At 67.1% G+C, this 21,136-nt stretch carries 15 protein-coding genes and 2 riboswitches; of the genes, 3 read left to right on the top strand and 12 right to left on the bottom strand.

The features are described from left to right. Nucleotide 1: 1 nt before the first annotated feature. Genes MKP05_RS00205 through MKP05_RS00175 form a run of 7 tightly spaced genes read right to left on the bottom strand, consistent with a single transcriptional unit; the run spans nt 2 to nt 10,672 of the window. The gene (locus MKP05_RS00205; protein WP_240566537.1) at nt 2-727 is read right to left on the bottom strand and encodes a precorrin-2 C(20)-methyltransferase; all 726 of its coding nucleotides are present in this window, start codon (nt 725-727) and stop codon (nt 2-4) included. Next, nucleotides 724-1,353 carry a precorrin-8X methylmutase gene (locus MKP05_RS00200; protein WP_240566535.1) on the bottom strand — a complete coding sequence of 210 codons (630 nt, stop codon included), beginning with the start codon at nt 1,351-1,353 and terminating at the stop codon, nt 724-726. Before MKP05_RS00200 ends, MKP05_RS00205 begins: the two co-directional genes overlap by 4 nt. Then, nucleotides 1,337-2,551, bottom strand: coding sequence for a ferredoxin-like domain-containing protein (locus MKP05_RS00195; RefSeq protein WP_240566533.1), 1,215 nt, complete (start codon nt 2,549-2,551; stop codon nt 1,337-1,339). The genes MKP05_RS00200 and MKP05_RS00195 overlap by 17 nt, the downstream gene beginning before the upstream one ends. Next, nucleotides 2,548-6,396, bottom strand: coding sequence for a cobaltochelatase subunit CobN (cobN, locus tag MKP05_RS00190; RefSeq protein WP_240566531.1), 3,849 nt, complete (start codon nt 6,394-6,396; stop codon nt 2,548-2,550). Before cobN ends, MKP05_RS00195 begins: the two co-directional genes overlap by 4 nt. Continuing rightward, on the bottom strand, nt 6,396-7,508 hold the full coding sequence (gene cobW / locus MKP05_RS00185; protein ID WP_240566529.1) for a cobalamin biosynthesis protein CobW: 1,113 nt from the start codon (nt 7,506-7,508) through the stop codon (nt 6,396-6,398). Before cobW ends, cobN begins: the two co-directional genes overlap by 1 nt. Nucleotides 7,509-7,520: 12 nt before the next feature. After that, nucleotides 7,521-8,930, bottom strand: coding sequence for a cobyrinic acid a,c-diamide synthase CobB (locus MKP05_RS00180; RefSeq protein ID WP_240566528.1), 1,410 nt, complete (start codon nt 8,928-8,930; stop codon nt 7,521-7,523). Beyond that, a complete protein-coding gene (locus tag MKP05_RS00175) occupies nt 8,927-10,672 on the bottom strand; it encodes an AAA family ATPase (RefSeq protein ID WP_240566526.1) in 1,746 nt (581 codons plus the stop codon). Before MKP05_RS00175 ends, MKP05_RS00180 begins: the two co-directional genes overlap by 4 nt. A gap of 149 nt (nt 10,673-10,821) precedes the next feature. Then, nucleotides 10,822-11,035: riboswitch (cobalamin riboswitch) on the bottom strand. 321 nt (nt 11,036-11,356) lie between these two features. Between MKP05_RS00175 and MKP05_RS00170 the strand changes: the two genes are divergently transcribed. Genes MKP05_RS00170 through MKP05_RS00160 form a run of 3 tightly spaced genes read left to right on the top strand, consistent with a single transcriptional unit; the run spans nt 11,357 to nt 14,198 of the window. Then, nucleotides 11,357-12,373, top strand: a complete 1,017-nt coding sequence (locus MKP05_RS00170; RefSeq protein WP_240566524.1) for an ABC transporter substrate-binding protein — start codon at nt 11,357-11,359, stop codon at nt 12,371-12,373. Beyond that, nucleotides 12,370-13,437, top strand: coding sequence for a FecCD family ABC transporter permease (locus MKP05_RS00165; RefSeq protein ID WP_240566522.1), 1,068 nt, complete (start codon nt 12,370-12,372; stop codon nt 13,435-13,437). The genes MKP05_RS00170 and MKP05_RS00165 overlap by 4 nt, the downstream gene beginning before the upstream one ends. Then, nucleotides 13,434-14,198, top strand: a complete 765-nt coding sequence (locus MKP05_RS00160; protein ID WP_240566520.1) for an ABC transporter ATP-binding protein — start codon at nt 13,434-13,436, stop codon at nt 14,196-14,198. Before MKP05_RS00165 ends, MKP05_RS00160 begins: the two co-directional genes overlap by 4 nt. Nucleotides 14,199-14,209: 11 nt before the next feature. Here the strand turns inward: MKP05_RS00160 and MKP05_RS00155 are convergent, their stop codons facing one another. The 5 genes from MKP05_RS00155 to MKP05_RS00135 form a co-directional block, all read right to left on the bottom strand. Beyond that, entirely contained in the window at nt 14,210-16,132 is a 1,923-nt protein-coding gene (locus MKP05_RS00155; protein ID WP_240566519.1) for a PTS fructose transporter subunit IIABC, read from the bottom strand. Between the two features lie 120 nt (nt 16,133-16,252). Then, nucleotides 16,253-17,047 carry an ABC transporter ATP-binding protein gene (locus tag MKP05_RS00150; protein ID WP_240566518.1) on the bottom strand — a complete coding sequence of 265 codons (795 nt, stop codon included), beginning with the start codon at nt 17,045-17,047 and terminating at the stop codon, nt 16,253-16,255. Continuing rightward, a complete protein-coding gene (locus MKP05_RS00145) occupies nt 17,047-18,015 on the bottom strand; it encodes a FecCD family ABC transporter permease (protein WP_240566517.1) in 969 nt (322 codons plus the stop codon). The genes MKP05_RS00150 and MKP05_RS00145 overlap by 1 nt, the downstream gene beginning before the upstream one ends. Before the next feature lie 15 nt (nt 18,016-18,030). Next, nucleotides 18,031-18,948, bottom strand: coding sequence for a cobalamin-binding protein (locus MKP05_RS00140; protein WP_439108960.1), 918 nt, complete (start codon nt 18,946-18,948; stop codon nt 18,031-18,033). Then, on the bottom strand, nt 18,945-20,783 hold the full coding sequence (locus MKP05_RS00135) for a TonB-dependent receptor domain-containing protein (RefSeq protein ID WP_240566515.1): 1,839 nt from the start codon (nt 20,781-20,783) through the stop codon (nt 18,945-18,947). The genes MKP05_RS00140 and MKP05_RS00135 overlap by 4 nt, the downstream gene beginning before the upstream one ends. Before the next feature lie 121 nt (nt 20,784-20,904). Beyond that, nucleotides 20,905-21,134, bottom strand: a riboswitch (cobalamin riboswitch). Between the last annotated feature and the right edge of the window lie 2 nt (nt 21,135-21,136).

The raw sequence follows: 21,136 nt of genomic DNA, 5'->3' as shown, positions 1-21,136 counted from the left end.
CTCATGGTCGCCTCCCGTGGCCGTGGATCACCAGGATGGAAAAGTAAGGGACGCTATCGCCGGCTTCGCTGAACGGCAGTATCCGCTCCTGCGGCATGGTGGCGTATTCGATCAGCCAGGCCTCATCCTCGCGGCCGGCCCGAGCCAGCGCCCGCCTGAGCTTGTCCAGGTTGCGGCCGATCTTCATCACCACCAGGGCGTCGGTCTGCGCGATGTGCTCGACCAGCGTCGCCTCCGGCAGGGTGCCCATCAGCACGGTCATGATGTCGTCGCCCCAGGTCATCGGCTGCCCGGTGGCGGTCCAGGCGGCGGACATGCCCGTGATGCCGGGCACGACCGATACCGGCACCCGCCCCTGCAGGCGTGTATAGAGATGCATAAAAGAGCCGTAGAAAAACGGATCGCCTTCGCACAGCACCACCACATCCTGGCCCGCGTCGGCGATCTCGGTCAGCTGCGCGACGCTCGTTGCATAGAAGGCCGCCAGCAACTCGTTGTAACGGGGGTCGTCGAACGGAATCTCGGTGGTGACCGGGTATTCCATCGGCAGCTCGATGGCATCAAACGCCACCAGGCCTTCCACGATGCTGCGGGCATGGCCGGTCCGGCCCTTCTTGCGGAAATAGGCGACATGCGACGCCCCGCGGATCAGTCGATCCGCCCTGACGCTCATCAGATCCTGGCTGCCGGGCCCGAGGCCGACCCCGTAGATGGTTCCCTGCTTCATTCGCTACGATCCGCCATGGCATTGATGGCGGCCACCGTCACCGCACTGCCGCCGAGTCGCCCGCGCACGATGCAACAGGGTACCGACGCGCTCGCCCACAGGGCTTCCTTGGATTCAGCCGCGCCCACGAAACCCACCGGGCAGCCGATGACGGCCGCCGGGCGCGGGCAATCCGGCGCTTCCAGCATGTTCAACAGGTGGAACAGGGCGGTCGGTGCATTGCCGATCGCCACCACCGCACCGTCCAGGTAAGGTCGCCAGAGTTCCACGGCCGCCGCCGAGCGAGTGTTGGCCATGTCCCGGGCCAGGCCGGGAACCCGCTCATCGTGCAGGGTGCAGAGTATGGCGTTGTCCGCCGGCAGGCGCTTGCGGGTAATGCCCTCGGAGACCATGCGCGCGTCACACAGGATCGGCGCGCCCTGCTCCAGCGCCTGCCGAGCCCGGTTCACTACGTCGCCGCGGAAATGAAGGTGCGAGGCAAGTTCCACCAATCCGGCGGCATGGATCATGCGCACGGCCACCGGCTCTTCCTCCTCCGAGAAGCGCGAAAGCGACGCCTCGCGCCGGATGATGGCAAAGGACTCCCGGTAGATGGCCGGTCCGTCTGTTTCATAGACGTGAGGCATCTATCTTCTCCAGATAAGTTAAGAGGTCGGCTTCGCTGAGGCCGGTCGCAACCGGCGTACCATCGGCGCAACCGCCGACGATCAGGTCGAAGCGTCCGGCCCGCCCCGTCAGGCATACGCCAGCCGGCTGTCGGCGGGCGCAGCCCTTGGTACAACCGGACACATGCACGCTGCCCTCGACCCGGCCTGCCAGTCGTTCGGCCAGGCCCAGCGTCTCGACACTCGCCTGTTCGCAGTGGGGGGCGCCCGGACACGCTTGCATGGCCAGGCGCGGATCGTTTTCATCGTTCAGCAGGCCAGCGACCGACGCAGCCCCTGCGCATGCGGCGCCTTCTCCAGCCCCTTCCACCAGCAGGCGCCGCCAGGGCGTCACCCGCACGGCGGTTACCGCAGTTGGTTCGATCGCGGCACGCAGTGCCGAGGCCGGCGCCCGTCCAAACGGCAGGCCAACGACCCGGCCCCGGACATGGTGGCCCAGCGCTGGGCGGGGGCCGGCCTCGGCGGGCCGAATCGAGGCCGGCGCCCAGACCGGCAACGGCGCCTGATGCCGGCGCATCCGCCCGGATTCTCGTCCACCGCTCTCGACGAACCAGTGCGCCAGCCGCACCAGGTGCTCGACAGCAGCAGCGACAGAGTCCACGGGAGTGCCCAGCGCATGTCCATCGGCCCGGACTAATAGGCCGCCCGAAGCCCGCGGCTGCAAGGTGCCCGATGCCGACCGCTCGATGCGGAAGTCCACGGATACCTCGCCCAGCACCGGTGCATCACCGGCATCGATGGCAAGGCCTATCTTGTCCGGCAGTTCCGGCATCTCAGCGAGGCGAGCCTGCAGCAAGCGGGCCGCCTCATGGGTGGCGTCGCCTTCTTGCCAGTCCGGTGCCAGCAGCACTTGGGGCCGGCGTTCGACCTGCGGGTCCGGATCAACCAACCCATGCTCGACAAGGAAGGTCATCAGGGCGGGCCAGGTAGCCTCGGACACGCCGCGCAACTGTAGATTGGCGCGGCTGGTGAGTTCGATCAGGCCGCTACCGAAGTTCTCGGCCGCGTCACATAGCGCCAGCATCTGCTCCCGTGTGAGTCGCCCCAGGTGGGGGCGTACGCGAACCAGCAGACCATCGCCGGTCGCCATGGGCCGCCAGGCCCCGGGACACCAGCTCTTGATGCGAGGCTCGGCCGGCTTATCCATCTTATTCATCATGGGGACCCGGTCTCCTTGGCCTCGTCGATCCGTAGCAGCAGATCCTGCAAGGCCGCCCCCTGTTCATCAGGGTCCTGCCACATCCCCCGCTGCACGGCTTCCAGCAGCCGCTCGGCCATCTCCTCCAGCGCCGCCGGGTTATGCTCGCGCAGGAACTGCTGGTTGCGGCGATCCAGTACCAGCGCCTCGGTGACCTGGGCGTACTGATAGTCGGCCACCAGATCGGTGGTGGCATCATAGGCAAACAGATAGTCCACCGTGGCGGCCATCTCGAAGGCGCCCTTGTAGCCGTGCTCCCGCATGGCGTTGATCCATTTGGGATTGAGCACCCGGGAACGAATCACGCGGAATAGTTCCTCCTTGAGGGTCCGAATCCGCGGATGCGCCGGGTTGGCGTGATCGGCGTGGTAGATGCTCGGTGCCTGCCCAGCGAGGGAACGGCTGGCGTTGGCCATGCCACCCTGGAACTCGTAGTAGCCGTTCGAATCGAGGATGTCGTGTTCGCGGTTGTCCTGGTTCTGCATCACCGCATCCAGGCCCTCGAGCTGTCGTTCGAAGGCCCCCCGCGCGGCGATCCCCGATTCCGGGAACTGACCGTAGGCATAGGCACCAGCCTTCAGGTAGGCCTCGGCCAGATCGTCCGCACCGTCCCAGGCGCGGTTGTCGATGAGCCGGTTCAGGCCGGTGCCGTACTCGCCGGGCTTGCTGCCAAAGATCCGGTAGCCGGCCTCCCGGGCGGCTGCGTCGGGCGACCGGCCCTGACGTTCGAGTTCCTGCCGGCGCTCCAGTACCGCCGCACGAATGGTGTTGCCGTTGCCCGGCTCCTCGTACTCGGCGACCGCCTGCACCGCGGCATCGAACAGGCGGATGACATTGGGAAAGGCATCGCGGAAGAAGCCGGACACCCGCAGGGTGACGTCCACGCGGGGGCGCCCCAACAGCATGGCGGGAATCACCTCGACATCGATCACCCGCTGCGAGCCGAGCGACCAGACCGGCCGCACCCCCATCAGGGCGAAGGCCTGGGCGATGTCATCGCCGCCGGTACGCATGGTCGCGGTGCCCCAGATCGACAGCCCCAGCCGGCGCGGGTAGTCGCCGTTGTCCTGCAGGTAACGCTCCACGAACGCCCGCGCCGATTTCTCTCCCAGGGACCAGGCGGCGGGTGACGGAATCGAGCGATTGTCCACGCTGAAGAAGTTGCGCCCCGTGGGCAGGGTGTCCAGCCGCCCGCGACTGGGGGCACCACTCGGCCCGGCCGGCACGAAGACGCCGTTAAGTCCGTCCAGCAGCGACTGGATCTCCATCTCGGCGCCACGCTGCATGGCGACCCAGAGCCGTTCGCGGGCATAGCGACACTGCGCCGCGGTGGCCGGATAGTCACGGGCCAAGGTGGCCAGGCAGCCCGGCGCCAGGACGTAGTCGGTCACCAGCCGATGGGCGAGCCGTTCCAGACGCTCACGGGTATCGGCGCCGGTGCGCCAGGCGGACGCCTCCAGCTCGGTCAGGACCGGTGGCCTCGGGCCGGTCCAGGGTTCGGCCCCGGCCGTCAGGGGATCGAAGTGCCCGCCCTCTTCCTGCAACCCCAGGTCGTCCGCCAGGTTGTGCAACAGACCGCGATGGGCCGGCCCCTCTCCCCGAGGCAGTCTCAGGATGGCGACCAGGGTCCCCGCCAGCTTGTCCTGCGGCGGCAGGGTGCCCAGCACGTGCAAGCCATGGCGGATCTGGGCTTCCTTGATATCGCACAGATAGGTGTCCAGCTCGTTGAGCAGGCGCTCGTCATCCGTGTCCTCTACCGTCTGCGCCAGCTCCTGGTCGATACCGGTGCGGCGCAGATGCTCCAGGATCCGCTCGCGCAGCAGCGCCTCACGCCGCGGATCCATGCCCAGGGCCTGGTAATACTCGTCGGTCAGCGCTTCCAGTTCCGCCATGGCACCGTAGAGCTCGGCACGGGCCAGCGGCGGCATCAGGTGATCGATGATGACGGCCTGGCTGCGACGCTTGGCCTGGGCGCCTTCGCCCGGATCGTTGACGATGAACGGATAGAAATGCGGCACCGGCCCCAGGGCGATCTCCGGCCAGCAATCGGCGCTCAGTGCCGTGCTCTTGCCCGGCAGCCATTCCAGATTGCCGTGTTTGCCGACATGGACCACCGCATCCACCCGGTAGTGATCGCGCAGCCAGAGATAGAACGCCAGGTAACTGTGGGGCGGCACCAGTTCGGTATCGTGATAGGTCTGCGTCGGGTCGTCTATGAAGTCCCGCTCCGGCTGAATCCCGACGAAGGTCTCCCCCAGGCGGACCCCGGCGATCATCAGTCGGCCCTGGCGGCACTTGGGATCGTCAGACGGCGCCCCCCAGCGCCTGCATACCGCTTCTTGAAGTGCTTCCGGCAGGGTCTGGAACCACTGCAGATAGTCGTCGAGCCCGATGCTCTGCCAGCAGCCGCGCTGATCCAGGACGCGGTGATCATTGGTGACGGTGCCCTGCAGCAGCCGGATCAGGGCATCGCCGTTGTCTGGCACGTCGCTCACCGGATAGCCCGCCGCGGCCAGCGCCCGCAAAATCTCTATCGTCGATGCCGGCGTATCCAGGCCGACCCCATTGCCGATGCGGCCATCGCGATTGGGATAATTGGCCAGCACCAGCGCCAGGCGCTTGTCGCTGTTCGGGGTCTGGCGCAGGTCGCAGAAGCGCCGAGCCAGCTTGGCGACGAAGGCGGCGCGCTCGGGATGCAGGGCGTGGCGGGTCACCGATAGCTGACAGCGCTCGCTGTAGAGAGCTTCCGCCTTGAAACCCACCGCCCGAGTGATGATGCGTCCATCCATCTCCGGCAGGACCACCTGCATGGCCACGTCGCGGCTATGCAGGCCGGCCGCCATGGCCCGCCAGTCTTCCTCGGTACTGCTCGCCAGGATCGCCTGCAGGACCACCGGCCGTCCGACGAAGAGGCTGTCGGGTACCTCGAGGGCGTCCAGGTCGTCCGGATTGCGGTTGACGGAAAACCCGGTGGTGTTGACCACCAGCATGGCCCCCGTCTGCTCGATCAGGTGATTGACGAAGGCGACGCAGGCTTCCTCCTTCAGCGACGCCACGGCCACCGCCAGCGGCTCGAGCCCCTGGGCTCGCAGCGCCTCGATCAGGCCGTCCAGCACGGCGGTATTGGCGCCCTGCAGATGACTGCGGTAGAACAGCAGCAGACACACCGGACGCCCGGGAACCCGACACTCCCGCCATTCGCTCAGCGTCGCTTCCCCTTGGCTCGCGGCATGCGGTGCATAGAGCAGCGCCGCGGGAATCGCCTTGGGTTCCTGCCAGTCCAGAGAAAGTCTCAGACGCTGTCCCAAGCACTCTGCGCCGACAAAACGCAGCAACTGCTCGGCATTGTCCACCCCGCCCTCTCTCAGGTAGCGCCACACTCGGTGGGCCGACTCGAAAGGCACACTGGACTCGCCCAGCAGGGCGTCGTCCGGCTCGTCACTGCCCGGCACCAGGATCAGCTGGCGCCCCTGGCCGGCAGCGGCCCAGGCCAGCAGACGCTCGTGGCCGTATTGCCAGTAGGCGCTCCCTCCCATCAGCGAGACGATCACCAGACGCGCCTCTTCCAGCACACGATCCTCGTAGAGATCGTAGGCGGCGGGCTTGACCAGGTTCATCCAGTTCGCGAGCCGTACCGTCGGGTAGCCGTCCCCGACCGTCGAGACCAGCCGCTCGACCGCCTGCGCCAGGGCCGACAGGCTGCTGTCGGCGGCGGACAGGATGACGATCTCGGCAGGGCTCTGCTGCAGGTCGACGATGCCCTCATCGTCGACGAAGCCTCCGGGCTTGGCGGCGAAAAGGTGCATCAGGTGGTCGTCGCGATCTCGGCGCTCGCCAGGGCCGCGTGCAGGGCCTCGCTATCCAGCGCCTTGCCGATAATGACAAGCTGGGTGCGGCGCGGCTCGTCCTGCCCCCATAGCCGGTCGAAATAGCCGTCCTGGCGCTCCCCCACGGCCTGGATCACCCGACGCATGGGCTTGCCCGGAATGGCCGCGAAGCCCTTGGCCCGATAGATCTCGTGGGTTTTCAGCAGTTGCTGGAGCCTGTCCGCCAGGGCGTCGCCATCGACTTCCCCCAGCCGAATCACGCAGGAATCGAAATGATCGTGCGCATGGTCGTGGTGCGCCCCCTCGGCATGATGGCGATCATGGTGGTTGTCGATGCGGTCGATGTTTTCCTCGCTCGCCGCGCCGATGCCCATCAGGGCTTCCAACTGGGACGTATCCGTGGCCCGAGTCTGGTTGATATAAAAGCTCTGATCGATAAACAGAGTTTTCACGGATTCCGGCACCCGCTGGGCCACCAGTGCTTCCACCCGCGCCCTGTCGGCCGGCTCGAGCAGGTCGGTCTTGCTGACCAACACCAGGTCGGCCGCGCTTAGCTGGTCGTCCAGCAATTCACGCAGGCTGGGATCATGGTCCAGGCTTTCGTCGGCCCGGCGCTGGGCTTCCACCTTGTCGACATCGCTCGCATAACGGCCAGCGGCGACGGCCGGCCCGTCGACCACGGTGATGATGGCATCGACGGTGCAATGCTGGCGCACCTCCGGCCAGTTGAACGCCTGGACCAGCGGCTTGGGCAGGGCCAGGCCACTGGTTTCGATCAGGATGTGGTCGATGTCGTCCCGGCGGGCCACCAGCTTTTTCATCACCGGCAGGAATTCCTCTTCCACCGTGCAGCAGATGCAGCCATTCGCCAGTTCATAGATGCCGCTTTCGGCCTCCACGGCGGAGTCGTCTTCACAACCCAAGGCGCAACCGCGCAGCAGGCTGGAATCGATATCCTGCTCGCCGAATTCGTTGACGATGACGGCGATGCGCTTGCCGGTGACCTGGCGCAGAATGCTGGCCAGCAGCGTGGTCTTGCCGCTGCCCAGGAAGCCGGTCACCACCGTGGCGGGGATCTTGTTCAGTCGCATCCGTTGAGTTCCTCAGTTTCTATGATCTGCTGGGTCCCGCTCAAACAGGCGGGCCACGGCGGCGGGATTGTCAGGGAAAAACAGGTGCAGATAGGACGCCGTCAGCCGTCGTTGGCGATAGATGGCCTCCCCCGGCGCGGGATGGCGTTGGCGCCGCCCGTGGGCGATTGGCTCAGGGGTGCCCTCCGACACCGAGCGGTGATGGGCATGGCCCCGGATCGGCCCTTCTGGCAGCTCGGCGGTCTGCATCCCCTGACAGCCTCGCCGCCCGCGCATGGCGCCATGCCCGGGCAGCAGGCCCAGCATGGTGTGGGCCCGGTCGTCATAGTCCGTCAGGGTTTCCAGGCAATAGAGCATGCCGCCGCATTCGGCGAGGATGGGCTTGTCCGCGGCGAAGAAGCGGCGGATGTCATCCCGCATGGCGGCATTCGCCGCCAACGGCGCGGCGTGGAGCTCGGGGTAGCCGCCTGGCAGCCAGAGGGCATCGCAGGGGGGCAGGCATCCGTCGGTCAGCGGCGAGAAGAAACGCAGGGTCGCCCCCATCCGCTCCAGCAGGTCCAGGTTGGCCTGGTAGATGAAGCTGAACGCCGCATCCCGCGCCACTCCTATGGTATGGCCGTGAAGGATGGTCTGGCCGTGAAGCGCGGGCAGTATCGCCGTGTGATTGTCGGGCACCGCGTCGAAGGCGACCGGCGGCAATTGCAGGAGTGCATCCGCCAGCCCCTCGGCCAGCAGCGCCTTGGCACCGGCCTCGAAGCGGGTTTCCAGGTCCTCGCGGATCTCCTCGGCCTGAACCAGCCCCAGGTGCCGTTCCGGCAGGGCCAGGGCCGCATTGCGCTCCACCGCCGCCAGCAGAGGAATGGCGGCCGGCAGCGCCGCGTCGATCAGTTCCCGGTGGCGTTTTGAGCCGCAGGCGTTGGCAATCAGCCCGGCGATGCGGATATCGTCACGGAAGCCCGCCAGGCCGGCCACCAGCGCCGCCGCGGTCTGGGCCATCCCTTTCACGTCCATGACGATGACCATCGGCAAGTCGAACAAGGCCGCGAGATCGGCGCTGGACGGTTCGCCATCGAACAGGCCCATGGCGCCTTCCACCAGGATGAGGTCCGCCTCGAGGGCGGCATCAAACAGGCGCTGGCGACAATAGGCCTCGCCGGCCATCCACAGATCGAGCTGGTCGACCGGCTGGCCCGAAGCCTGGGCCAGCACCAGGGGATCCAGGTAATCCGGACCGGTCTTGAAGACCCGTACCACCTTGCCCTGGTTGCGCAGCATCCGCGCCAACGCCGCTGTCACCGTGGTCTTGCCCTGCCCCGATGCCGGCGCGGCGATGAAGACCGCGGGACAGGCCGCCCGCGCCGGCCCCCGGCCTGCCTCCGTATCGGAACGGTCCCTGGCTCGGATCTCGGCGCGCTCGGTCATGTGGCCTCCAGGCTGGACTCTAGGCTAGACATGGGCCGGTACAGGGCGCCCAGTTGCTCGGCGATCTGACGCCCCCGCCCCCGCTTGACGGCAGCCTGTTCGGTATCCACGACGATGCAATCGCCGAGTGACGGCAGGCCGGCCAGGGATTGCCGGGTGCGACCGTCGGTGATGAGGTAGGTCCGCACATGCAGGCCGGCGTCCTGTCGCCGCCATTGGCGAATCAGGCGCGCCGCCCGCAGGACGGCGTCGCGGATCGGCGTGCCACCGCCACCATCCGCGGCATCGAGCCGGCTGAGCATGTCCTTGGGCGCGCGTCGCCGTGGCAGGATCGACGTGACGCCGTCATTGCCGAAGCCCAGGACCACGATCTGCTCCCGGGCGGCGTAGGCCTGGCGCGCCAGCCGGTCGACCAGGCCCTTGGCCCGGCCCAACAGACGTTGGCCCAGGGTAGACGCGGAGGTATCCAGCAGGATGACATGCAACACCGGCCGCCCGGTGCGGGCCTTGCGATAGCGCAGTTGTCGCCAGGGCCAGTGCCCCCGGTTGGCGATCAGGGTGCCGAACCAGTCCGGCTGCTTCGCCTCGGCATGCGCCCGGCGCTGCCCCGGCTGGTGCCCCCGGCGCACTCGCGAGGACGGCGGCGTCGATGGCGAGGGTGTCGCGGGAGTCCCAGCGGAGAGCTCCGGCAATTCCGCTATCGGCACCCTCACGCTTTGCTGTGTCACCGGGGGCATGGCGCCCCACTGCCCTTGGGCCTCCGAGGCAGCGGTGTGGTCGGGGGTGGCGGACGAAGCCTCCCTGTCGGCGCCGGAGTCCCCCCTCCCCGGGGGAGGCGGCGGCGTTCCGGACGGCGGAGGTGGCGGGGTGTGGTGCGTCGTACGGCGATGCGCCAGGACCCAGGGCGCGACCGTCTCCAGGTCCTCCTGGTCCACCGTGTACGCCCCTCGCCAGGCGGCATGCGCCAGGGCCGCACGATGCCAGGTCACATCCGCCCGCAGGCCTTCGACACCCGCGGCCTCGCAACGCACCGCGATATGCTCGTAGACCCAGGGCTCGGTAGTGATCTCGGCCAGCGCCCGCTGCGCTCGCCGGATACGCTGGGTCAGTGACGCCTGGACGGCCTCATGGTGCGCCACATAGGCCTGCGGGTCGCGATCGAAGGCCTCTCGCTGCTGCACGATGGCAATCCGTTCCCGGACGCTCAGCGCCGCGTCCTGCTCGAGACAGAGGCCGAAACGGTCGAGCAATTGGGGGCGCAGTTCCCCCTCATCCGGATTCATGGTGCCGATCAGGCTGAAGCGTGCAGGATGCGTATGGCTGATGCCGTCGCGTTCGACGATATTGATGCCGCTCGCCGCCACATCGAGCAGCAGGTCCACCAGGGTGTCCGGCAGCAGGTTGACCTCGTCGACATACAACACGCCGCCATCCGCCTTGGCCAGCAAGCCCGCGTGGAAGGTCGCCTCGCGCTCGGACAGCACCCGTTGAAGGTCCAGGCTGCCGGTCAAGCGGTCCTCGCTGGCGCCCAGCGGCAGGGTGACGAACGGCGGCCGACGCCCCTCGGCGTCATCGGGAAGGATCGCCGCCAGCGCCCGCGCCAGGGTGGATTTGGCGCTCCCCCGTGGACCGCTGATCAGCACGCCGCCCACCCGGGGATTGATGACGTTGAGCAGCAAGGCGGTCTTGAGGGCATCCTGGCCGACGACGGCGGCAAAGGGAAACTCACACACGGCGGGCATCATGGCCTCGCATGAAAGCGGCAAGAGACGTCAGGGCGATGGCACACGACCGCCTGGCCGGCAGCCGACAGGGACGGGAAGCTCGTTGGAAAGGAAGGAAAGGAATCGCAGACACACTCTAATCCCCGGTGCCCACCGCACCGTTACTGGATGAAACGAAACGACGGGCCGGTCTCCGGGCTCAAGGAGGGCGCATTCGAAAGAATCACGCCAACGCCTGCACCTTCCCGGCTCATGCCAGTGGTCTTCGCAGGCGACTCGCTTATTACCGTTGCGGGGGCAGCGATGGACTTGGCCGTACAGCCTCACCATACTTCCCGATTATCCCCTGCAGGCAGGGGCACCCGTCTTCAGTCGGGCCATCCTAAAGCAATTGCCGCAACAGGCGCAATCGATGGCTATCTTCCGTCCCATGGGACGGCCACACCGCACTCCTGGTGCGCCTGGGCACCCCGCCGGGCAGGCACGGGGACGCTCGGTTGCGGCCCGATGGCTCGATCCTCATGGGCCTCTCAGGGCTTGTTTTTTCATGCGGTTTTATCACATGATCTTCGCCGCTCGCGATCAACACCCCGAGGTCGAGGCGAACATCATCGCGGCATGGCCATGAAAGACACGGTATGAAGATCGACAATCACAATGTCGTGATCGGCCACCTCTTCCCAAAAACTCGGATATAAAAGCATGAACGTCGCTCGTCATATATTGGCAACGCTATCTCTTATCCCGGCTTCACATGCCATGGCTGACTCCACTTCTTATCCACTGACGCTGACCAATTGTGGCATGGAAGTCCACTTTCAATCCGCACCAAACAGCACGGTCACCGTCGGCCAATCGGCCACCGAAATTCTCTATGCGCTGGGGCTGGCCGACAGGGTCGCAGGAACCTCGGTCTGGTTCAATCCGGTATTGCCACAGTTCCGCGATGTCAATGCCGACATCGAGCGAATCGCCGACAATGATCCGAGTTTCGAGGCCGTGGTGAACAAGAAACCCGATCTCGTCGCCACCCAATATGAGTGGCACATTGGCCCCACCGGCAGCGTGGCGACCCGGCGCCAGTTTCATGACTTGGGCATCGCCACCTACATCATGCCAGCCGATTGCGATACCAAGGACAATGCCACCGGCGGCGACGGCACCCGTATTGCCGCCTTCTCCCCCGATTCGGTCTACAAGGGCATCAACGAGCTGGCCACGATCTTCGACGTGCAAGACGCCGGGGCGGCGCTGGTGGCCGACCTCGAGGCGCGCGAGGCGCGCGCTATCGCCAACGCCGAGGGTCTCGAGCTGCCGGAAGACCTGTCGGCGGTATTCTGGTTCTCTTCTCCGGAGTTGTCGGCTGCTCCCTACGTCGCCGGCCGGCTCGGTGCGCCAGGCTATATAATGGACAAGCTCGGCATCCGCAATGTGATCCAGTCCGATGAGGAGTGGCCCACCGTCGGCTGGGAGTCCATTGCCAAGGCCGATCCGGATGTCATCGTGGTGGCCCACATGGATCGTCGCCGCTACCCTGCCGACGCTGTCGATAAAAAGCACGAGTTTCTACACAGCGATCCCGTCACCCGCGAAATGGCAGCGGTGAAGAACGGGCACATCATTGAAATGGACGCCCATGCGATGAGCGCCACGATGCGCACGATCTTCGGCCTCGAGACGCTGGCCGATGCCCTGTCGACCCTGTCCTTCGACCGATGAATTCGGCAATAGCGCTGGGATCCCCGGCTCGCTTCCGATGGCGTTGGACCTGGCTGACGCCACTGATCCTGCTCATCGCCGTGATGGCGGGCACCGCGATCGGCGAGACGTCGATCCCGCTCGAGACGATCCTCAAGGTGCTGGCCAACCGGCTCTGGGGGGCGGGGTATGCCGTCGATCGAATCGACGCCGGCATCATCTGGAGCTACCGGCTCAGCCGCGCCATTCTCGCGGCCTGTTGCGGCGCCGGGCTGGCCTTGGCGGGCGTCGTCCTGCAGGCGCTGTTGCGCAACCCCCTGGCCGATCCGTTCCTGATGGGGATCTCCGCCGGCGCCTCGACCGGTGCCGTGGCGGTCACCATCACCGGGATCGGCGCCGGCGCCATGACGCTCTCGCTCGGGGCCTTTGCCGGGGCGGGTCTGGCCTTCGGCCTGGTGGTATTGCTCGCCCATGCTGCCAGCAGCGGTACCGGGGGCGGACGCGGTACCCAGGCCGCGGGGGGCATCATTCTGGCCGGCATTGCCGGATCGCAACTCTTCAATGCCCTCACCGCCTTCATCATTGCCAAGTCAGCGAGTGCCGAGCAGGCGCGCGGTATCATGTTCTGGCTGATGGGCAACCTCTCCGGCGTTCGTTGGGATGATGTCCTCCTGGGGCTGCCCGTCGCCCTGGGCGGTCTACTGATCTGCCTGTGGCACCGGCGTGCGCTGGATGCCTTTACCTTCGGCGCCGACAGCGCCGCCTCGATGGGCATCGCCGTGCGCAGCGTCCGGGGCATCCTGATTACCGCCATGGCACTGGTGACCGCCGTGATGGTCTCCAAGGTCGGCGCCATCGGCTTCGTGGGTCTGGTGATTCCCCATGCCATGCGCTTTCTCGTTGGCAGCCGCCACACCCGTCTGGTGCCTGCCTCGGCGCTGGCCGGCGCCGTCTTTCTGATCGGCTCGGACATCCTCTCGCGTATCCTCGTGCCGGGGCAGGCGTTGCCGATCGGGGTGGTCACTTCGCTGATCGGTGCCCCGGCTTTCGCCATGATTCTGGTTCGTGGGACGAAAATACGATGAAACTGGCCGCTGAACGGGTCGACTGGACGGTCCACGGGCACAAGTTGCTGGACGACGTCAGCCTCGCGGTGGAGGCCGGCGAAACCTTCGGCCTGATTGGCCCGAACGGCTCTGGCAAGACCACTCTGTTGCGAGTGCTCGCGGGGCTGCGCAGGCCGAAGAGCGGACGCGTCCTGGTGGACGGCCTGCCGATGACCAGGATGCGGCAACGTGACATCGCCCGATCCATCTCCTTCGTCGAGCAACAGGCGGAAACCCTCGATCGGATAGAGGTACGAGAGGCGGTAGCCCTGGGCCGGACCCCCTTCCTCTCACCGCTACGTTCGTGGTCGGACCAGGATGACGCCATCGTCTCCCGAGCCCTCGATGATGTCGGCATGCGACATCTGGCGGGCCGTCTCTGGCACACGCTTTCCGGCGGTGAACGTCAGCGCGTCCATATTGCTCGCGCCTTGGCTCAGCAGCCGAGCATCCTGCTGCTCGACGAGCCCACCAACCACCTCGATATTCGTCACCAGCTATCGATCCTCCAATTGGTCAGGCAGCTGCCGGTCACGGTGGTCATCGCCTTGCACGACCTCAACCAGGCCATGGACTGTGACCGCATCGGCGTGATGGATGCCGGGTGCCTGGTCGACATCGGCACACCCCGGCGGGTGCTGACGGCCGACAGGCTGCAGCGCACCTTCGGCGTGCACGCCGATATCCTCGACGACCCCCAGGATGATCGCCGGATCCTGCGCTTCCGCCACGCCCTATAAGTGCCCCCATCTCACGATCCCGATGAGTGAGGCGGTTTTACGCGGGCTTCGACGGCGAGCGGCGGTTTCAGGCTGCCGACCAACAGGGCGCTCAGCAGCGAACCGCAGGCGATCGCCAGTAGATAGAGAAACGGGTGTTGGACCAGCGGGATGACGAAGACGCCGCCATGGGGGGCCGGCAGCTGGCAGCCGAAGTACATCGACAGCCCGCCCGCCAGCGCCGAGCCGACGATGCAGGCGGGCAGCACCCGGAGCGGGTCGGCGGCGGCGAAGGGGATGGCGCCTTCGGTGATGAAGGAGGCGCCGAGCACGAAGCAGCTCTTGCCGGCGCGCCGCTCGTTGGCGCCGAAGCGGCTGCGGAACAGCAGCGTCGCCAGCCCCATCGCCAGCGGCGGCACCATGCCGCCGGCCATGACCGCGGCCTGGGGCAGGTGGTTGCCCGCCGCTATGGCGGCGATGCCGAAGGTGTAGGCCGCCTTGTTGACCGGCCCGCCTAGGTCCACCGCCATCAGCCCGCCCAGCAAGGTGCCCAGCAGGATCAGGTTGCCGATGCCGAGCGAGCCCAGCCAGTTCACCAGCGCGCTATTGATATCGGCCAGTGGCATCAGCAGCAGGTACATGATGCCGCCGGTCAGCAGCAGGCCGATCACCGGGTAGATCAGCACCGTCTCCACCCCCTGCAGGCTGCGCGGCAGATTGCGGCAGAGATGGCTGACGGCCAGCATCAGATAGCCGCCCAGCAGGCCGGCGATCATGCCGCCGATAAAGCCGCCGCCGGAATGCACCGCCATCCAGCCGCCGACCATCGCCGGCATGAAGCCGGGCCGGTCGGCGATGCTCATGCCGATGAACGCGGCCAGCACCGGTATCATCAGGCCGAAGGCGCCTTCGCTGCCCCCCAGGGTCATCAGCGCGGCCGCCAGTGGATGGTAGTTCGGGCTGTCCGGGTCGAACGCATCGACGCCGAACATCAAGGAGAGCGCGATCAGGATGCCGCCGCCGACGACGAACGGTAACATATTCGAGACGCCGTTCATCAGGTGCTGGTAGATGCCGGGCCGGGTCGCGGCCGGCCGGGGCGCGGCGGCGTCCCCTTCGCCGGTGTAGACCGCCGCCTCTCCGCTCAGGGCCCGTTCCAGTAGCCCCTTCGGGTCGTGGATCGCGTCCCCTACCGGCACCCTGATCAGCTTCTTGCCGGCAAAGCGATTCATATCGACCCGGGTATCGGAGGCGATGACGATCACTTCGGCGGCGGCAATCTCCTGCTCCGTCAGGCGATCCCGCTCGCCGATTGCGCCGCGGGTCTCGACCCGGATCGGCAGTTCCATCCGTTCGGCACAGACTTTCAGCGCATCGGCTGCCATATAGGTGTGCGCGATGCCGGTCGGACAGCCGGTCACCGCCAGCACTCGCGGCATCGGCGGGGCGGCTGCTGCCGCCGGCCCGGTGGCGTCGGCGCCAGCCTCGACGGCATTGCCGGCCTGCGCTTCGTCGGCCAGCAGCCTGATCAACTCGTTCGCACTCCCCGCCTGCAGCAGGCTCTGAATATAGTTCGACTCCTGCATATGCCGGGTCAGCGCGGCGAGGATTTCGAGATGTTCCTCGGCCACCGCCTCGGTTTCGGCAATCAAAAAGAAGATCCGGCTAGGCTGATTGTCGAGCGAGCCGTATTCGACGCCGTTTGGCGCGATGCCCAGGGCGATCGCCGGTGATCGGACCGCGTCGGTGCGTGCATGGGGGATGGCGATGCCCTTCTCGAGTCCGGTCGGAAACTCTGCCTCACGCTTGAGAATCGCCTCCTTGAACGCTTTCGGATCGGTCAGCTTGCCCGCTTTCGTCAGCACCTCGATCAGCTCATCGAGAATCTCTGACTTGGTGTGTCCATGCAGGCGCAGACAGATCGTATCGGTACTGAGCAGGCTGGTAACCTCCATCGCACTCACCGTCGCAGGTTATTGTTTGAAGTTTAGACGGTTTTCTCAACGGCTATCGGTGCAATGGCAGGCGCTCTGTTCTATCCCCGCGCGTCTTGGCTCAGTGAGGGGAGGACCAGTTCACGGACCTTCGGAGCCTCTCGCCCGTCGCCTCGCGGGAACGAAGACGGGGGCGCCGTCGACCTCGGCGGTGGCCAGGCGCTGGCCATACAGTCGCTCGAGGGCGCTCGGCACCAGCATGGCATCTCGCGGCCCCCAGCAGGCCTCGCCGTCGGGATAGAGCAGCAGCAGGTGATCGCACCAGCGTGCCGCCAGGTTGAGATCGTGCAGGCACATCATCACCGCGTGGCCGGCACCGGCCTGCTCGGCGAGCAGTGCCATCACCGCGGTCTGGTGATGCAGGTCGAGATGGTTGGTCGGCTCGTCGGCCAGCCAGATGCGCGGCGCCTGGGTGAGTACCGTGGCGATGGCCAGCCGCTGGCGCTCGCCCCCGGAGAGGGTGTTCACCAGGCGATCGGCCAGGTGACCGACATCCAGCCGCGCCAGCGCCGCCTCGGCCAGGCGCAGGTCCTCGCCGCCCTCCATCTGCCAGGGAGACAGCCAGGGATGGCGGCCGATCAGGGCGGTCTCGCGCACCGTGGCGGGAAAGCCGTCCAGGCGCTCCTGGAACACCAGCCCCAGCTGCCGGGCGACCCGGCGGCGCGCAAGCGCAGACAGCGGCCGGCCATCGAGGCGCACCTCGCCGCGGCGTGGCGCGCGCAGCCCGGCCAGGGTATGCAGCAGGGTGGTCTTGCCGGCGCCGTTGGGCCCCAGCACGCCCCACACCTGTCCCGGCTCGAGGAGCAGGTCGAGCGCCCGGCCGTCGCCGCGCTGTGGCACGTCGATGACCAGTCCCTGCGTCTCGAGTCGGCTCATCAGCGGCTCCGGTAGAGCAGGTAGAGGAAGGTGGGCACGCCGAGCAGCGCGGTGATCACCCCCACCGGCAGCTGCTCCGGGGCGATCATGATGCGCGCCAGGGTGTCGGCCAGGACCAGCAGGATCCCGCCGGCCAGGGCACAGGCCGGCAGGATCAACCGCTGGTCGTTACCCAGCACCAGGCGCAGCATATGCGGCACCACCAGACCGACGAAGCCGATGCTGCCGGCGGTGGTCACCGCCATGGCGGTGAGCAGGCTGGCGACGATGTAGATCGTCCACTCCAGGGGGCGCACCGCCACGCCCAGGGCGGCGGCCTGCAGCGGCCCGCGGGCCAGCACGTTGAGGCTGCGCCCCAGGGGGATCAGCAGCAGGCAGACCACCCCCAGCAACGCCAGCGGCGGCAAGGGGGTGCGCGCATAGGAGAGATCGCCCATCAGCCAGTAGAGCATGCCGGGCAGGCGATCGGCGGGGCTCACCGCCAGCATCAGGGTGATCACCGCGCCCCAGCCGGCCGCCACCACCACCCCGGTGAGCAGCAGGCGCGAGGGGGTCCAGCTACCGGTGCCGTGGGCCAGGCCGAACACCAGCAGGGTGGAGACCAGCGCCCCGGCGAAGGCCGAGCCGGAGATCACCCCACCGCCGAGCCCCGCCAGCATGGCGGCCAGCGCGCCCACCGAGGCGCCGCCGGAGAGTCCCAGCACATAGGGGTCGGCCAGCGGGTTACGCAGCAGCACCTGCATCAGCGCCCCCGCCACCGCCAGCAGCCCGCCGGTGGCGAAGGCCGACAGCGACCGCGGGACCCGCAGGTCGAGAATCAGGGTGCGCGGCAGGGCGTCGCCCTGGCCACGCAGCACCGCCCACAGGTCCGCCGGCGCCACGCTGGCGCTGCCGACGCCGACCGACAGCACCAGGGCGGCGAGGGCGGCCAACAGCAGCACACCCAATGGCAGGCTCAACTGGCGCATGTCGCCCGCCCCCGTCTAGCGACGCCCACGTGCCACCTCCAGTTTCTCGCAGAGTATCCGGCTGCCCTCGAGCAGCCTGGGCGTGGGCCGCTGGATCAGCGACGGCGGCACGAAGAACAGGTTGTCGCGGGCCACCGCCGCAAGGCTCGGGTACTGCTCCCAGTGGGTCAGCCAGTGACGGTTCTCCTCCCCCATGCCACCGGCAACGATCACTTCGGGATCGGCGGCCAGCACCGCCTCGTCATCGATGCGCGGTACCAGCCGGGAGAGCTCGCCGAAGACGTTGACGCCGCCACACATCGCCACCACCTGGCCGATCAGGTGCTCGTCGTTGACGCTCATCAAGGGTTCGTCCCACACCTGGTAGAAGGTCGTCACCGGCTCGGCATCGGCATGGCGCTCGGCCAGCGACGCCATGCCCTCGCGGAACTCCCGCGCCGCGCGCTCCCCCTGCGCCTCGGTGTCGGCCAGCCGTGCCAGGCGCTCCATGGCGCTGGCCACCCCCTCGACATCGCGCGGCTCGATATAGAAGACCGCCATGCCCAGCTCCTCGATGGTCTCGAGCTGCTCGGCGGGGTTGCCGGTCACCCAGCCGACCACCAGGTCGGGCTCGAGCGAGACCAGGGCCTCCAGGTCGACCCGGGTATGGCTGCCCACCGAGGTCACCTCCCTGGCTTCGGGAGGGTAGTCGCTGAAGGCGACCACCGCCACCACCCGATCGCCGGCCCCGGCGGCGTAGGTCAGCTCGGTGGCGCCCGGCGAGAGCACGGCGATGCGCTCCGCCGGGGCGTCCAGGCACACCTCGCGGTCGCGGTCGTCGGTGGCGCATACCGGGTCCCGCTCCTCGGCCTGGGCCGTGCCCGCGACCAGCCCCAGTCCCAAGCCCACGAAGGCCAGGCCCGGCAGCAGCAGGATCAGGCGCCGCATCATCATTGGGCACCGTAGCGAACGCTGACGAAGGCAGCGCGACCGGCGTTGAGGAAATCATCTCCATCGAGGAACCTTGCCGTCGCGAAATCCTTGTCGAGCACGTTCTCGACCGTCAGGCGGGCCGACCAGAACGGGGCGAACTGCCAGCCGGCACGCAGGTTGACCAGCCCGAAGCCGGGCAGGCGCTCCTCGTTGTCGGCGTCGTTGTAACGATGGTTCTGCACGATCCACGAGCCACCCAGCGACCAGTCGTCCAGCTCACGATCGACATCCAGGCGCAGGCTTTGTGAGGCGCGCCGCGGAAGGCGGTTGCTAGTCTCGCGATCTTCCGGATCGGTATAGGTCAATGCCGCCTGCAGGGTCCAGTCATCGAATTCGGCGCCAGTGCTCAGCTCCACACCACGAATACGGGCTTCATCCACATTGAAAGGTGCCAGGAGTCCCCCTTGCTCGGTAAAGGCGATCAGATCGTCTATATGGGTCTGGTAGGCCGCCAGATCCCAGAACGCATGCCGGTACTGACCGCGAACACCCAGTTCGAACGTCTCGGAGGTCTCGGCGTCCAGGTCGGGGTTGCCGAACCCGGGGAAAAAGAGGTCATTGAACGTCGGTGCCTTGAAGGCCGTGCCATAGCTGGCGCGCAGGGTATGGTGGGCGTCCAGCTCATAGCCCAGGGCCAGGCTACCGGTGACTTCATCGCCAAAGGCTTCGTTGTCGTCATGCCGTAGGCTGGCCTGCACCGAAAGCGGGGAAAAATCGAGCAGCCCCTGGGCGAAGACGGCGGTATTGTCGCGGCTGTCCTCGTCGAAATCCGTCGTGCCGCTGACCCTGTCCTCGCTGTGCTCGATGCCGACAACCAGCTCATGAAAACCGACGTTCAGCGTGTTCTCCCAGCGCGCTGTCTGTGTCCGGGTATCGAAGACCGAAAACCCGAATGCATCGACCGTATCGCTCTCGTCCCGCGCCTCGTTCCAGGTCAGGCGGCTGCGCAGATTATCGGTCACCGGCAGCTCACCGTAGATACCGGCCACCTGCTGGACGAAGTCGGTATTGGCAGGCGAGCCAAAGCTGTCGAATTCGGTATTGCCGCGGGCGCGCAATGCCAACAAGCCCAACTCGGCTCCTCCGTCGAAGGTATGCGAGAGGCGAGCCAGGCCGGAGGCATTGTCGTAACCCTTGTCGTCTCCACCACGCCGTACCGGAACGCCATCGGTATTGAAATGGCTGCCGGCAAAGCTGTAACGGGTGCCGCCACTATTGCCGGAGAGCCCAGCGCTGTAACGCTGGGTATCGAAGGAGCCACCACCCACGGAAATGTGTGGGTGAGGCCCGCCCTCTTCCGCTTCATGGGTGAACAACTGCACCACGCCGCCCACGGCGTCGGCGCCGTAGAGGCTGCCGCGGGGACCGCGCACGATCTCGGCGCGCTGGAACATTCGCGGGTCCAGAAACTGCCAGGCAGCGCCACCGGTGGTGGCCGAGCGCAGGCGGATGCCGTCGATCAGCAGCACATTCTGGTCGCTGTCGGTGCCGCGGATAAAGACGCTGCTGTTCTTGCCGAAGGCACCGTTGGTGGTCACATCCACCCCCGGCTGGCCGCGCAGCAGGTCGGTGAGGCTGACGGGATCCTGGCGGCGCAGGGTGGCCTCGTCGAGTACGGTGACCGAGGCGAGGCTCTGGTCGGCGGTACGGGGCGTCAGGGTGGCAGTGACCACCAGGGGATTGAGGCGCAGTGACTCGTCGGTATCGGTTCCGGTGGACTGGGCCTGCAGCGCCAGCGGCAGGGCCGCCAGGCCGAAGGCGGCCAGGCCACGGGGGGCGTTGATTCCGGTTTTCATGAGGTGTCCCTTGCTCGCCGTGCCTACCCGCACGGTCGAATGGCGTTATATGCGCCGGGAGCAAGGGATCGAGGAAGAGGGGAAACGGGCGCCTGCCTTGCCTCGTGGTCTCCCACCGCAACCCGGCATGAACTCTCGGGCCGGTCTCCGGGCTGACGAGCGGAAGCCATGTCTGGAACAGCGGGCTTCCCGGACGGCCGCCTTCCCGTACCTGGGCACAGTGGCATGAAGGCCGTTCTTGTCTCGATCACCGTTGCGGGGGCAGCGTCGGAATGGCGTCAAGGGAGCGCGCACCGACTTCCCGTTTCACTGGCGGATGACTCCGCCAGCACCTGAGAGAGAAAGAAAGCTAG

Source organism: Halomonas flagellata (genome assembly GCF_022487945.1).
Classification (GTDB): Bacteria; Pseudomonadota; Gammaproteobacteria; order Pseudomonadales; family Halomonadaceae; genus Halomonas; species Halomonas flagellata.
This window is presented reverse-complemented; position numbering and strand designations above follow the sequence as displayed.